Annotated in this window: 12 protein-coding genes; 7 read left to right on the forward strand and 5 right to left on the reverse strand. The window is 62.9% G+C overall.

Features of this window, described 5'->3' with window-relative positions; all coding sequences use genetic code 11:
- Nucleotides 1–23: 23 nt before the first annotated feature.
- Nucleotides 24–506, reverse strand: a complete 483-nt coding sequence (locus P24_RS03035) for a methylated-DNA--[protein]-cysteine S-methyltransferase (RefSeq protein WP_008943225.1) — start codon at nt 504–506, stop codon at nt 24–26.
- Nucleotides 503–2,545, reverse strand: a complete 2,043-nt coding sequence (locus P24_RS03040) for a thioredoxin domain-containing protein (RefSeq protein WP_008943226.1) — start codon at nt 2,543–2,545, stop codon at nt 503–505. The genes P24_RS03035 and P24_RS03040 overlap by 4 nt, the downstream gene beginning before the upstream one ends.
- A gap of 169 nt (nt 2,546–2,714) precedes the next feature.
- Here P24_RS03040 and P24_RS03045 point away from each other — a divergent pair, with 169 nt between their 5' ends.
- From P24_RS03045 to P24_RS03075, 7 genes are all read left to right on the forward strand, one after another.
- Nucleotides 2,715–2,978, forward strand: coding sequence for a DUF6489 family protein (locus P24_RS03045; RefSeq protein WP_040706404.1), 264 nt, complete (start codon nt 2,715–2,717; stop codon nt 2,976–2,978).
- A gap of 26 nt (nt 2,979–3,004) precedes the next feature.
- Complete coding sequence (locus P24_RS03050; protein WP_040706405.1) at nt 3,005–3,358, forward strand: (2Fe-2S) ferredoxin domain-containing protein; 354 nt, start codon at nt 3,005–3,007, stop codon at nt 3,356–3,358.
- A gap of 23 nt (nt 3,359–3,381) precedes the next feature.
- Complete coding sequence (gene mnmE, locus P24_RS03055) at nt 3,382–4,719, forward strand: tRNA uridine-5-carboxymethylaminomethyl(34) synthesis GTPase MnmE (protein ID WP_008943229.1); 1,338 nt, start codon at nt 3,382–3,384, stop codon at nt 4,717–4,719.
- Between the two features lie 75 nt (nt 4,720–4,794).
- Nucleotides 4,795–6,681: a tRNA uridine-5-carboxymethylaminomethyl(34) synthesis enzyme MnmG gene (mnmG, locus tag P24_RS03060; RefSeq protein WP_008943230.1), complete on the forward strand. Its 1,887-nt coding sequence runs from the start codon at nt 4,795–4,797 to the stop codon at nt 6,679–6,681.
- Nucleotides 6,682–6,697: 16 nt separating this feature from the next.
- Nucleotides 6,698–7,312, forward strand: coding sequence for a 16S rRNA (guanine(527)-N(7))-methyltransferase RsmG (rsmG, locus tag P24_RS03065; protein ID WP_408962314.1), 615 nt, complete (start codon nt 6,698–6,700; stop codon nt 7,310–7,312).
- Nucleotides 7,296–8,123, forward strand: coding sequence for a ParA family protein (locus tag P24_RS03070; RefSeq protein ID WP_008943232.1), 828 nt, complete (start codon nt 7,296–7,298; stop codon nt 8,121–8,123). The genes rsmG and P24_RS03070 overlap by 17 nt, the downstream gene beginning before the upstream one ends.
- Nucleotides 8,123–9,163, forward strand: coding sequence for a ParB/RepB/Spo0J family partition protein (locus P24_RS03075; RefSeq protein WP_008943233.1), 1,041 nt, complete (start codon nt 8,123–8,125; stop codon nt 9,161–9,163). Before P24_RS03070 ends, P24_RS03075 begins: the two co-directional genes overlap by 1 nt.
- A gap of 12 nt (nt 9,164–9,175) precedes the next feature.
- Here the strand turns inward: P24_RS03075 and holA are convergent, their stop codons facing one another.
- Genes holA through leuS form a run of 3 tightly spaced genes read right to left on the reverse strand, consistent with a single transcriptional unit; the run spans nt 9,176 to nt 13,315 of the window.
- Nucleotides 9,176–10,225 (reverse strand): DNA polymerase III subunit delta, encoded by a 1,050-nt coding sequence (gene holA / locus P24_RS03080; RefSeq protein ID WP_008943234.1) that lies wholly within the window; start codon nt 10,223–10,225, stop codon nt 9,176–9,178.
- Between the two features lie 14 nt (nt 10,226–10,239).
- Nucleotides 10,240–10,770: an LPS assembly lipoprotein LptE gene (gene lptE / locus P24_RS03085; protein ID WP_008943235.1), complete on the reverse strand. Its 531-nt coding sequence runs from the start codon at nt 10,768–10,770 to the stop codon at nt 10,240–10,242.
- A complete protein-coding gene (leuS, locus tag P24_RS03090) occupies nt 10,757–13,315 on the reverse strand; it encodes a leucine--tRNA ligase (RefSeq protein ID WP_008943236.1) in 2,559 nt (852 codons plus the stop codon). The genes lptE and leuS overlap by 14 nt, the downstream gene beginning before the upstream one ends.
- Nucleotides 13,316–13,359: the final 44 nt, after the last annotated feature.

Consider the following 13,359-nt stretch of genomic DNA (forward strand, 5'->3'; position numbering starts at 1 on the left):
TGAGGCAAAGATTCAAGCCGCTCCTACAATCCAGCCAGAAGCGGGAGCGTTGGCGCTTCATGATCCAGCAGTCGGGCCTTGGTTTTCTTGCCATCGCCGCCGCTGAAACCCACCAGAGTGCCGTCCTTGCCGATCACCCGGTGGCAAGGAACGATCAGCGGAATGGGATTGGCACCACAGGCAGTGCCGACGGCGCGGGGATTGGAGCCAATGCGCTGCGCGATATCGCCATAGGTCAGTGTCTCGCCATAGGGGATGGTCAGCATTTCCTGCCAGACGGCAAGATTGTGATCCGATCCACGCAGGTTGAGCGGGAGATCGAATTGCTTCAGCTCTCGTGCGAAATAGCTGAATATCTGTTTGGCTGCTTCCTGCAGGACAGGATTGTCGCTGTTATCCGGGCCGCTTTGCGCGAATCGCACCGCACAGATTGCGCCATCCTGCGCCGTCAGGGTCAGGGGACCAACGGGACTGTTCAGGGTGAGGCGGGCGAGAGGCGCGTTCATGCATCGCTCCGGGCGGCCAGCAGGGCCTCGCTGAGCGCCTTTGGCTCCCGCAGGGGCAGGGAACAGCGCTGGCCGACGCACAGGTACGCAGCGCTCTGCAAAGTGCCTTCCAGCGCAGTGCTGGCCGGGTGGTTCGAGGGCAGGGCGCCCTTCTGCCCCAGCTGGTGCAGGATCAGGCCCGGCGCGGAGACGTCGGCGATGGCGCGCAGCAAGCCAACATAGGTCGGCGTTGTCGGATCGCCCGTGAGAGTAATCTGCAGCGGCCGTTGGGCGATGTCGCAGCCATTGAGGAAGGTCGCCAGCGGGAAGAAATTGCGTCCGATCTCGCCGGCAAAGCGCGGAATCAGGAGATCGGCCTTGCCGCGGTAGCTGTCGTCACCGGTCAAGTGATAAAGCGTTGTCAACACCTGCAGCATGGTCCCGTTTCCGGCCGGGACAGCATTGTCCTGAGCATTTTTGGCGCGCAGCACGACATCATTTGTGTCGTCGGCGGTAGTGAAATAGCCGCCGCCCTCATGATCCCAATAGTGCCGGTCCAGCACATCCACCCAGGCGATGGCCTGGCCAAGGAAACGCTGATGACGGGTGATCTGGAACAGCGCCAGCGCGGCGGAGGCCATGTTGGCATAATCCTCCAGCGTTGCCGGGTGGCGTAGGATATCGCCACGCCGGCTGTGCCGCAGCCTTCCATCGAGGGTCATCTTCTCGACAACATAATCGAAGGCCCGGATGGCTGCGCGGAGCCAGTCAGCATGGGCAAAGGCAAAGCTGGCTTGAGCGAGGGCGCGGATCATCAGCCCGTTCCAGTCGGCCAGCACCTTGTCGTCCCAGCCGGGCCTTTCCCGCTGCTCACGATGTTCGAAAAGAAGCTGCCGGACCTGTGCGAGCTGGCTCTCCGCCGCACCATTCCCGAGATCGGGCCGGCGGTTTCGATGCAGGATGGTCACACCTTCCCAGTTGCCCTCCGGCGTCACGTCATAGGCGCGCTTGAAGCTCTCCAGGGCCTCGCCCGGCAGGTGAGCAAGCAACTGGTCAATCTCAGCCTCGCGCCAGACATAAAATTTGCCTTCCTCGCCTTCGCTGTCGGCATCCAGCGAACTGGCGAAACCACCTTCATCGGTGATCATCTCGCGGAGAACCCACCCGATCGTTTCCTCCAGGCGCTGGCGGAACAATGGCCGGCCGGTTTCCAGCGCCGCATGGGTCAGCATCTCGATCAGCTGGGCATTGTCGTACAGCATCTTCTCGAAATGCGGCGCCAGCCACTGCGCATCGGTCGAATAGCGGGCAAAACCGCCGCCCAGATGATCGTAGATGCCGCCCTGGCACATGCGTTCGAGCGTCAGCAGCACATAATCGCGAGAGTCCTGATTGCCGCTGCGCAGCCAGTGCCGCCACAGCAGCATCAGCATGCCAGGCTGGGGAAATTTCGGCGCGCCGCCGATGCCGCCATGGATCGGATCGATCTCCCGGTGCAGTCGCTCGGCGATACGGTCCAGCAGGGCCGGTTCGATATTCTCACCCGCCGCTGGCTCGGCCAGTTGCCGCAGCGCCTGGCGCAGGGCGCTGGCATTGCGCGACACCTTGTCGGAACCCTCGGCATGAGCATCCGCGATGGCCTGCAGCACCGCCTTGAAGCCAGGCCGACCGTAGCGGGCTTCCTTTGGAAAATAGGTGCCGCCCCAGAACGGATCGCCATCAGGCGTCAGGAACATGGTCAGCGGCCAGCCGCCCTGTTCGCCCAGAATGGCAAGGGCGGACTGGTAGATGTGATCGATGTCGGGGCGTTCCTCACGGTCCACCTTCACATTGACGAACAGCCGGTTCATCAGCGCAGCTGTCTCGTCATCCTCGAAGCTCTCATGGGCCATGACGTGGCACCAGTGACAGGCGGCATAGCCGACGGACAACAGGATCGGCTTGCCCTCGGCTCGGGCGCGGTCCAGCGCCTCGCGGCCCCAGGACATCCAGTGAACGGGATTATCCTTGTGCTGCAGGAGATAGGGGCTGGCTTCTTGTGCCAGGAGGTTGCCGCTCATCTGTGCCTTTCCCGCCTGCTGTGCCCGGTATAGGGTTGATTTCGGCTTGGCTGTGCCAGTCTTAATGGTTGGCAATCCTGCGCTTGACTTCAAGTCTGCGGACGGTCTGGACGTCGATCAGGATCGTCAGGGCCGGAAAATCGTTACGCAAGCGGTATATGAGGTGTCCATGAAGATCACGGTCAATATCGATTGCACGCCGGAAGAGGCCCGACGCTTCTTCGGATTGCCCGATGTCCAGCCGATGCAGGAGGCCGTGATGGCCGAATTGCAGGAAAGGCTGCTTGGTGGCATCAAGCAGATGGATCCGGACACCATGCTGAAGAACTGGTTCCAGGGAGTGCCCAGTGGTATGGCCTCGATGGAAGCGCTTCAGAAGATGTTCTGGAGCCAGTTCGGCGACGCCGGAAACAAGGGAGAAAAGACAGAGTGACCGATATCTCGACCGGAATTGCCGATATGAATCAAGAGGACTTCGAGCAGTACTACCGAAGCCATGTGTTTTGCTGTACGAACCGCCGGCCTGATGGACACAAGCGCGGTTCCTGTGCCGAACGGGGCGCGGAGCCGCTTCGCGCCTACATGAAGGCCCGTGCGAAGGAGCTGGCGCTTCCCGGTGTCCGCATCAATATGGCTGGTTGTCTCGACCGCTGTGAGCTTGGCCCTGTGCTGGTCATTTACCCGGAAGGCGTCTGGTACACCTATCAGAGCCAGGCCGATATCGATGAAATTCTGACCGTGCATTTGCGTGACGGCGGCCGGGTCGAGCGGCTGCTGCTGCGCCCCGAGGACGGGCCGGACAAAGCCGGCTGACACTCTCCGTTTCAGGCAGCGGGATGACATCTCCAGGGACCATCTTTGCGCTTGCGACGCCTCAGGGCCGCTCCGGCGTTGCTGTCGTGCGGCTGTCGGGCCCATCTGCCGGTGCGGTTTTGCAGAAGATAACGGACGGACGCTTGCCGCCGGGCCGGAAGGTCGTGCTCCGGTCCGTGCGGGACCCGGAGACAGGACAGGTACTGGATTCGGCGCTGATTCTCTGGTTTCCCGCACCTGCCAGCTTCACCGGCGAGGATGTGGCGGAGCTGCATCTGCATGGCGGCCGTGCGGTTATCGCCGCCGTGATGCAGGTCCTGTCGCGCCAGCCTGGCTTGCGTTTGGCCGAACCTGGCGAATTCACGCGCCGCGCCTTTCTGGCGGGCAAGATGGACCTGACCTCGGTCGAAGGGCTGGCTGATCTGATCGATGCGGAGACCGAAGCGCAGCGGCGCCAGGCTCTGCGCCAGATGGGCGGGGCCCTGTCGGCGCTCTATGAGGGCTGGCGCGCCCGGCTGTTGCGGGTTCTGGCGCATGCGGAGGCGATCATCGATTTTCCGGATGAGGATCTGCCGGAAGAAACCAATGCACATCTACGGGCCGAGGTGACGGCACTGCTGGAAGAAATCGATGCGCACCTTGCGGATTCAAGGCGTGGAGAGAGGCTGCGCGAAGGTATCCGTGTGGCGATCATCGGGCCGGCCAATGCCGGGAAATCGAGTCTGCTGAACTGGCTGGCCGGGCGTGATGCGGCCATTGTTTCTGCCACCGCGGGAACCACGCGCGATGTCATCGAGGTTCATCTGGACCTAGGCGGCTATCCGGTTTTGTTGGCCGACACGGCTGGCTTGCGGGAGACCGCGGATGCGCTAGAAGAAGAGGGAATACGGCGTGCTCGACGTTGGGCACGGGAAGCGGACTACCGTATTTTGCTGCTCGATGGTGCAGTGTACGATGAACGGCAGACTGCGGAATTCACGAGCCAAGAAAACCCATCTCTTGTGGTTGTAAACAAGTCAGACCTCATGATGTCGTGGCCTACCAGCGCTACTGTGGTAGGTGAGGCCCTGTCTGTTTCGGTGAAGTCAGGGCAGGGGATGGCCGGTTTTCTGGCGCGGCTAGAGCAGGAGGTAGCGCGCCTGGCGGCTCCCGGAGAGGCACCGGCGCTGACGCGGATTCGCCACCGTATGGCCCTGGAGTCTGCGCGGGAATCGCTGATGCGCTTTCTTCAGGCACCGTCGCCTGATCTGGCAGCCGAGGATTTGCGGTTGGCTGTGCGGGAGATCGGGCGGATTACCGGCCGCGTGGATGTCGAGGATCTGTTGGACGTCATCTTCCGAGATTTCTGCCTCGGGAAATGACGGGGTGATAGTTGCTGGCATGTTTCACGTGAAACACCGCTTTATGATCGGCGCCTGACTCGCTAAAGTCCGGCCATGCAAAGCTTTGATGTGATCATTGTTGGCGGCGGGCATGCCGGATGCGAAGCGGCGGTGGCTTCGGCGCGCCTTGGCGCACGCACGCTGCTGCTGACCCATCGGCGCGACACAATCGGTGCGATGTCTTGCAATCCGGCCATCGGCGGATTGGGCAAGGGCCATCTGGTACGGGAGATCGATGCGCTGGATGGCGTGATGGCCCGCGCCATTGACCGCGCCGGCATCCAGTTCCGGCTGTTGAACCGCAGCAAGGGTGCCGCGGTACGCGGGCCTCGTGCCCAGGCTGATCGCCGCCTCTACAAGGAGGCAATGCAGAGTTTGCTGGCGGAACAGCCGGGCCTGTCGATTCAGGAAGGGGCGGTCGAGGATTTGCGCCTTGGTGCCGACGGGAAGGTAGCAGGTGTTATCCTGGCCAGCGGCGACGAAATCGCGGCTGCTGCTGTGGTGGTCACGACGGGCACTTTCCTGCGCGGGATCATTCATCGCGGCGAGGAGCAAATTCCGGCGGGCCGCGTTGGCGAAGCGCCGGCTGTCGGCCTGGCGCGGACGCTGGAACGCGCCGGCTTTGCCATGGGGCGGCTGAAGACGGGCACGCCGCCTCGGCTGGACGGCAAGAGCATCGATTGGAAAGCACTTGAAGTTCAGCCAGGCGATGAGCCACCGGTGCCATTTTCCTTTCTCACCGACAGGATCACCACGCCACAGATCGTCTGCCATATCACGGAGACGCGGCCGGAAACCCATGAGATCATCCGCGCCAATCTTCATCGCTCAGCCGTTTATTCCGGACAGATCGAAGGAACCGGGCCGCGCTATTGTCCGTCCATCGAGGACAAGGTTGTGCGCTTCGCAGAGAAGGAGCGGCATCAGATCTTTCTGGAGCCGGAAGGGCTGGACGACGACACGGTTTATCCCAACGGCATCTCCACCTCTCTGCCGGTTGAGGTGCAGGAGGCGCTGATCGCGACAATGCCGGGTCTTGCGCGGGCGCGTATCCTGCAGCCGGGCTATGCCATCGAATATGATTTCATTGACCCGCGAGAATTGACACCAAGCCTGGAGACGCGGCGTCTGCCTGGCTTGTTTCTCGCCGGCCAGATCAATGGCACCACCGGGTATGAAGAGGCGGCGGGGCAGGGGCTGGTCGCCGGTATTAATGCGGCCTTGCTTGCGGGCGGCGCATCGGAGCCCTTCATGCTGGATCGCGCCGAGGCCTATATCGGCGTGATGATCGACGACCTGGTGACGCGCGGCGCGGACGAACCCTATCGGATGTTTACCTCCCGCGCCGAGTATCGCCTGCTGTTGCGCGCCGACAATGCCGACCAGCGGTTGACCGAAAAGGGGATGGCGCTCGGTGTCGTTGGGGGCGAACGGGCACGAGCCTTCTCGGAGAAGAAAGCTGCTTTGTCTGAAGCGCGGACTCTGCTGGAGGGTCTGCGGGCAACGCCGACGACGCTGGCCCGGCAGGGCATTGCGATTAATCAGGACGGCGTGATCCGTTCGGCGGCAGAACTTCTCTCCCATCCTGAGATCAGCCTGTCACGCCTGGCGGAGATTTGGCCGGAGCTTTCGTCAATTCCAATGCCGATTGCCGAACAGCTTGAAATTGACGGGACCTATGCGGGCTATCTGAAGCGGCAGCAGGCCGATGTCGATGCCTATCGCCGCGATGAATCCCTGCTGCTGCCCGACGGGCTCGATTATGGGTCGGTTGGTGGGCTGTCGACGGAAATCCGCGACAAGCTGAATCGCTCACGCCCAGCCACCCTGGGTGCTGCAGCCCGTATCCCCGGCGTGACCCCAGCGGCATTGACAGCTCTGTTGCGCCATGTGCGGAACCGCTCTTCGGCCGCGAAAGACGAGGTTGATCTTGCCGGGTGAGGCGTCATTGGCGCCTTTGACGCCGGGAGACGTCCAGATGGCCACGAATGTTTCACGTGAAACACTGGAGCGTCTGGAGGCCTATGTGGCGTTGCTGGCCAAATGGCAAAAAGCAGTCAACCTGGTCGGTCCTCGTACGCTAAAAGATGTTTGGCGTCGCCATATTCTCGATTCCCTTCAGCTAATGCCGTATAGTCCCAAAGAAACCGCTTCTGCGCTCGACTTTGGAAGTGGCGCCGGCCTGCCGGGACTGGTCCTGGCAATCGCGGGGGTTAGGGGGATGGTTCTGGTCGAATCGGATGCACGCAAGGCGGCCTTTCTTCGGGAGGCGGCGCGGGTGACCGAGACGGAGCTGGAGGTCTTTCATGGCCGGATCGAGATGCTTCCGGCCAGGAAGGCCGATCTGATCACCGCCCGGGCACTGACAAATGTGGCCGGACTCCTTGGCTATACTTGGCCATACCTGAAGCCGGAGGGCCGGTGCCTTTTCCTCAAGGGCAAGGGTGTCGATGAGGAGCTAAAAGAGGCGGAATCGCTTTGGGAAATGCGGGTCACCAAATATCCCAGCCGCACGGCGCCGGACGGGGTGATCCTTCAACTGGAGGGCATACGTCATGTTGGAGATGCTTGACGAGTCTGAGGCGCCGGCCGCCATGGTGCGGCAAGGGCCGCGTATCATTTCCGTGGTGAATCAGAAGGGCGGCGTCGGCAAGACGACGACCACCATCAATCTGGGGACGGCACTTGCCGCGTGCGGGAAATCGGTATTGCTGATCGATCTCGATCCGCAGGGCAATGCATCAACCGGCCTCGGTATCCCAAGGACGGCCCGCGAACAGGATATCTACGCCGTGATCTGCGACGGGCTGGATATTGGGGCTGCCGTGGCGCCGACGGTCATTCCGGGCATGTCGATCGTGCCATCCTCGGTCAATCTCTCCGGGGCCGAGATCGAACTGGTGAATTTCGAGCGCCGCGAATACCGCATGCAGGATGCGCTGGCGGGCCTTGCCGATTCCTACGATTATGTCCTGGTCGATTGCCCGCCGTCGCTTGGCTTGCTGACGCTGAACGCGCTCGTCGCCTCGGATGCGGTGCTGGTCCCGCTGCAGTGTGAGTTCTATGCGCTGGAAGGGCTGAGCCACCTGCTGAACACCATCAAACGGGTGAAGAAGAACCTGAACCCGCGGCTGGAAATTCAGGGCGTGGTGCTGACTATGTTCGACCGCCGCAACAACCTGTCGGAAGCCGTGGCGGCAGATGTGCGCGGCCATCTCGGTGACAAGGTGTACAGCACCGTGATCCCGCGCAATGTGCGGATTTCCGAAGCGCCATCTCATGGCAAGCCGGTCATTGTCTACGACATGCGCTGCCCCGGCGCGCAGGCCTATATCCACCTGGCCAGTGAAGTGATGAAACGGGAACGGAGCCTGGCCGCCTGATGGCACGCGAAAAGAGACAGAATCTGGGGCGCGGCCTCGATGCCCTGCTGGGCGAGGACAGCGAGGATTACGCCGAACTCGACAAGCTGCGCCAGGGCAAGACAGCGCCGATTGAGTATCTGGAGCCCGGCCCATTCCAGCCGCGCCGGCTGTTCGCCGCCGAGGATATGGAATCGCTGATCGATTCGATCCGCGACAAGGGCGTGCTACAGCCCATTCTTGTGCGCCGGCATCCGGCAGACCCCACGCGCTACCAGATCATTGCCGGCGAGCGCCGCTGGCGTGCGGCCCAGGCGGCGCAATTGCATGAAGTGCCTGTCGTCATCCGCGAGTTCGACGACCGGGCGGCGCTGGAAGTCGCGCTGGTCGAGAATATCCAGCGCCAGGATCTGACCCCCATCGAAGAGGCTGAGGGCTACCGCCGCCTGATGGAGGAGTTCGGTCATACCCAGGAGGCGCTGGCCCAGGTCATCGGCAAGAGCCGCAGCCATATCGCCAATATGCTGCGCCTTCTGGCTCTGCCGGATTACGTGCGCGATGCCGTGGAAGAGGGCAAGATCAGCGCCGGTCATGCCCGCGCGCTGCTGGTCGTACCGAACAGCGAGAGCCTGCTCGGACAGGTCATCGCCAAGGGGCTCAGCGTCCGCGACACGGAAAAGCTGGTTCAGCGCGCCAAGGCGCCCGAATCGGGCAATGATGACGGTGCGGCATCGGCCGGCACCGGGAAACGCCGGCGTTCGTCCGGACGGGAAAAAGACACCGATACGCTGGCTCTCGAACGCGACCTTTCCGCGCTGCTCGGGCTGACCGTTAGCATCGATTTCAAGCCGGGGCAAGGCGGCGTGCTGTCCATCGAATACCGCACGCTGGAGCAGCTCGACGATGTGCTGTCGCGGCTCAGCCGGGGCGGGCGTCAGCCCCTGGACGGAGAAGAGGAAACGCACGAAAGCTTCTCTGAAGATACAGCGATGGCAGACTTCGACCCGGAAGACCCGCTGATTCCAGACGCGGATGACGGGCTGGAAGAGCCGAAAGACTGAGCCTGTCCGGCCCTAGGGCCGGGCGCTGCCGGCGCGCGACCGGTTCCGCGCGGACAGGGCGATCCCAAGCAGAGTCTGCCCAGTAATGGCGTCCGCGGGCAGACCGGTGGTCTTGCACTGCATTTCCGCTTCCACCAGCCGGTTCATTGCCTCGGCCAGCCGGTTAGCCGGCCAGCCGCGCAGCTGGCGGCCCAGCCGGTCGGAGACTTTCCAAAGCGCCCCCCGAAAGCCGGCAGCCTTGAAGGCGGCGTCGATGGACTGGCCGCCTGCCACCAGATTTCCGGCCAGATGCAGGACGCGCAGATGCTGCTGCGCGGCCCGCAGCACCGGCTGGAAATTCATCCCTTCGGCACGGGCGCGGGTGAGGGCGCGATCCAGCGACTCCGGATCGCCCTCGGCCATGGCGAAGACGATATCGTCGAGCCGGAGTGCTGCATTGTCGCCGATGGCCTGGCGCGCCTCGTCCAGGGAGATGGTGCCGCCTTCGCCGACATAGAGGATCAGTTTGTCCAGCTCCATCCGGGTCAGCATACGGTCGGCGCCCAGGTGATCGGCCAGGAAGGCGATGACGTCGTCGCTGCAGCGGATATTGGCCTGCTGCAGATGGCTGCGGACAAGCCCGCGCAGATCGCGTTCTTCGTCAGCGTAGCAAGCGATGATGGCAGCGTTGCGCGCACCTTCGAAAAGTTTCCGCAATTTGGAGCCGGCGGCCAGTGATCCCGCTTCGGCGACGACAAGGAAATCGCCCTGTATCGTCTCCAGCATATTCTGGAAAATCTCGGTATTGCCGTCACCGGCATCGCGTACGCGGATCAGCCGCCGACCGCCGGTCAGGGAGAGCGCGGCCGCCTCGTCGGCCAGGCGGGCCGGATCGTCGCGCAGCTGTGCGCCCGTGAGATCGGCCAGACGAAACGGATCATCGAAGCCGGGCAGCACGGTATGGCCGAGCCTGTCGGCAAATTCCTTTATCTTTCCGGTATCTGGCCCGAAAAGCAGCACCGCTCGTATGGCCGGGTCGGGTGCTTTGAGAAAACCCTCGATCTGGCGGTCGCTGATCTTCATCCGCCGTTCCGCCCCTAGTTCGCGGACTTCGCCTGGCGGTCGAAATAAATGCCGAGGCGGACCCGCATATCGTCACTGATCGCCTCGACAGCGCGGTTTCTCGCATCATCTTCCGCGACCAGATTGGCGAATTGCGAGCGCACGAGGTTGTAGCTGGCCGTAAACCGACTCTGCCCGCTGTAGAGCACGGCATTGGTCGCCGCATCCTGCAGCGTGTAATTCGCGATCAGCTGAAGGTTCGCCAGCGTCGCCGAGGCATCGTCACGAATCGCCAGGTCAGTTCGGATCTCGTTGAGCCGCGTAGCGAGCCGATACTTTGTAGTGGCGGCACCGCCACGCGGATTCAGCCGCACCCGCAGCTGGTTTTGCAGCTCCTGCCCGACGCGGTCCGGAATCGGCACGATCTCGATGGCCGCCATATGCTGAACCGCGGAGGCACTGTGCGCCCGTTCGCCATAGAGCGGACGGAACCCGCACGCGGTCAGCAGCAGCGCCGCAGCGAGCAGGGACAGCGCGGCTATGCCGTTGGTTCTACGCGACAACATTGACGATACGGTTGGGCACGACGATCACCTTGCGCGGGGGCTTCCCTTCAAGCTGCTGCAGGACGGCCGGAAGCGCAAGGGCGGCGGTCTCCGCCGCTTGCTTGTCTACATCGCGCGGCAGCTCGATGGTGCCGCGCAGCTTGCCATTCACCTGAACGGCGATGGTCACGCTGTCATCGACCAGCATTGCCGGATCGGCCTCGGGCCAGGCGGTCTCCGCCAGCAGCGTGCTGTGGCCCAGCAGGCCCCAGAGTTCCTCCGCCAGATGTGGCGTCATCGGGCCGATCAGCTGCACCAGCACTTCCAGCCCGCGCCGCTTCATCCAGCGGCTGCCTTCATCCTGCCCGTCCAGATCTTCCAGCTGATTGCTGAATTCGCGGATGCGCGCGACGGCCTTGTTGAAGTGGAACTTGTCGAGATCGTCGGAAACGCCGGCGATGGTCTTGTGCATCGCCTTTTCGGCAGCTGCCGCCTTGCCCTCAACCGCTGCCGACCGGGCGGTACCAGCGGGTGCCAGCGCCACCAGCCCATCCTCGATCAGCCGGTGCAGGCGATTCAGATAGCGCCAGGCGCCATCGATGCCGGCATCCGTCCAGTCGAGGTCGCGTTCCGGCGGGCTGTCGGACAGCATGAAGAGCCGGGCGGTGTCGGCGCCATAGCTGTCGATAATATGAACCGGATCGACGACATTCTTGCGCGACTTGCTCATCTTTTCGGAGCGACCGACGGTAACCGGACGACCGCCTTCGACCGTCACGACGCTCCCGTCGGCTGCCTTCATGACCTGCGAGGGGAACAGCCACTTGCCATTCTCGTCCTTGTAGGTCTCGTGGCAGACCATGCCCTGGGTCAGCAGGCCGGCGAAGGGCTCTTCCACGTCGGTATAGCCGCACTTTTTCAGCGCCCGCATGAAGAAGCGCGAATAGAGCAGGTGCAGCACGGCATGTTCGATGCCGCCGATATACTGGTCGACCGAAAGCCAGTAGCCTGCCTTGTCGCGGTCAAAGGCCTTTTCCCCGCGAGCATCGGCGAAGCGAGCGAAATACCAGGAGGATTCGAAGAAGGTGTCGAAGGTGTCGGTCTCGCGGTGCGCGGGCTTGCCGCAGGACGGGCAATCGACATGCTTCCAGGTCGGATGGCGATCCAGCGGATTGCCGGGCGCATCGAAGGTGACATCCTCCGGCAGGGTCACCGGCAGCTGGTCTTCCGGCACCGGCACGATGCCGCAATCGGCGCAATGGATGAAGGGGATCGGGCAACCCCAGTAGCGCTGGCGCGATACGCCCCAGTCGCGCAGGCGATAGCTGACCGTGGCCTGGCCGGCGCCGCTCTGTTCCAGCGTCTCCGCGATGCGCTTCTTCGCCTCCTCGACCGGCAGCCCGTCCAGGAAGCGGGAGTTGAATAGCACGCCCTCGCCGGGAAAGGCAGTATTGCCAATCTCTACGGTTTCCGCATCGGCCGGACGCACGACGGGGATGACCGGCAGGTCATACTTCCGGGCGAAATCCAGGTCGCGCTGATCATGCGCGGGACAGCCGAAGATCGCGCCGGTGCCATATTCCATCAGCACGAAATTGGCGACATAGATCGGCACCTGCCAGGACGGGTCGAGCGGGTGGACTGCCTTCAGCCCAGTGTCGAAACCCTTCTTTTCCGCCGTTTCGATGGCCGCCTCGCTGGTGCCGATGCGGCTGCACTCGGCGATGAAGTCGGCCAGCGCGGCATTCTTCGCAGCCAGCTCGCCGGCCAGCGGATGATTGGGCGAAATCGCGCAGAAGGAGGCGCCGAACAGCGTATCCGGGCGGGTGGTGAAGACTTCCAGCTTCTCGTCCCGCCCCGCAATCGGGAAAAAGACGCGCGCACCTTCCGACCGGCCGATCCAGTTGTGCTGCATCAGCCGCACGCGGTCCGGCCAGCGCTCCAGGGTCCGGATCGCCTGCAGCAAATCCTCGGCATAGTCGGTGATCTTCAGGAACCACTGCGACAGCCGCTTCTTCTCGACCGGCGCGCCGGAGCGCCAGCCCTTGCCGTCGATCACCTGTTCGTTGGCCAGAACGGTATTCTCGACGGGGTCCCAATTGACCCAGCTTTCCTTGCGATAGGCGAGACCCGCCTTGTGGAAGTCGAGAAACATCTTCTGCTCATGCCGGTAATAATCCGGATGGCAGGTCGCGATCTCGCGCTCCCAGTCATAGGACAGGCCCATGCCCTGCAGCTGGGTACGCATCGAGGCGATGTTCTCGTAGGTCCATTTGGCGGGATGGACCTTGTTTTCGATGGCGGCATTCTCCGCCGGCAGGCCGAAGGCGTCCCAGCCCATCGGGTGCAGCACATTAAAGCCGCGCGCCTTCTTGTAGCGCGCGACTACATCGCCCAGCGTGTAGTTGCGGACATGGCCCATATGGATGCGCCCCGACGGGTAGGGGAACATCTCCAGCACGTAATATTTCGGCCGGGAAGCGTCTTCCGTGACATTGAAGCAGCGCTTCTCCGTCCAGATACGCTGCCACTTCGCCTCGGTTTCCTTGAAATTATAGCGTGCCATCTCGCTCGGCCTGATAAGTCGCGGGTCCGCGTCGCGCGGTTTCG

Source organism: Oceanibaculum indicum P24, assembly GCF_000299935.1.
Taxonomy (GTDB): Bacteria; Pseudomonadota; Alphaproteobacteria; order Oceanibaculales; family Oceanibaculaceae; genus Oceanibaculum; species Oceanibaculum indicum.

What these genes read in the sequence shown, in the direction of transcription:
- P24_RS03050 (WP_040706405.1), top strand. Translation starts at nt 3,005, where the DNA reads ATGAATCAAGAGGACTTCGAGCAGTACTACCGAAGCCATGTGTTTTGC.
- holA (WP_008943234.1), bottom strand. Translation starts at nt 10,225, where the DNA reads ATGAAGATCAGCGACCGCCAGATCGAGGGTTTTCTCAAAGCACCCGAC.
- mnmG (WP_008943230.1), top strand. Translation starts at nt 4,795, where the DNA reads ATGCAAAGCTTTGATGTGATCATTGTTGGCGGCGGGCATGCCGGATGC.
- P24_RS03070 (WP_008943232.1), top strand. Translation starts at nt 7,296, where the DNA reads ATGTTGGAGATGCTTGACGAGTCTGAGGCGCCGGCCGCCATGGTGCGG.
- P24_RS03040 (WP_008943226.1), bottom strand. Translation starts at nt 2,545, where the DNA reads ATGAGCGGCAACCTCCTGGCACAAGAAGCCAGCCCCTATCTCCTGCAG.
- lptE (WP_008943235.1), bottom strand. Translation starts at nt 10,770, where the DNA reads ATGTTGTCGCGTAGAACCAACGGCATAGCCGCGCTGTCCCTGCTCGCT.
- mnmE (WP_008943229.1), top strand. Translation starts at nt 3,382, where the DNA reads ATGACATCTCCAGGGACCATCTTTGCGCTTGCGACGCCTCAGGGCCGC.
- P24_RS03075 (WP_008943233.1), top strand. Translation starts at nt 8,123, where the DNA reads ATGGCACGCGAAAAGAGACAGAATCTGGGGCGCGGCCTCGATGCCCTG.
- P24_RS03035 (WP_008943225.1), bottom strand. Translation starts at nt 506, where the DNA reads ATGAACGCGCCTCTCGCCCGCCTCACCCTGAACAGTCCCGTTGGTCCC.
- P24_RS03045 (WP_040706404.1), top strand. Translation starts at nt 2,715, where the DNA reads ATGAAGATCACGGTCAATATCGATTGCACGCCGGAAGAGGCCCGACGC.
- leuS (WP_008943236.1), bottom strand. Translation starts at nt 13,315, where the DNA reads ATGGCACGCTATAATTTCAAGGAAACCGAGGCGAAGTGGCAGCGTATC.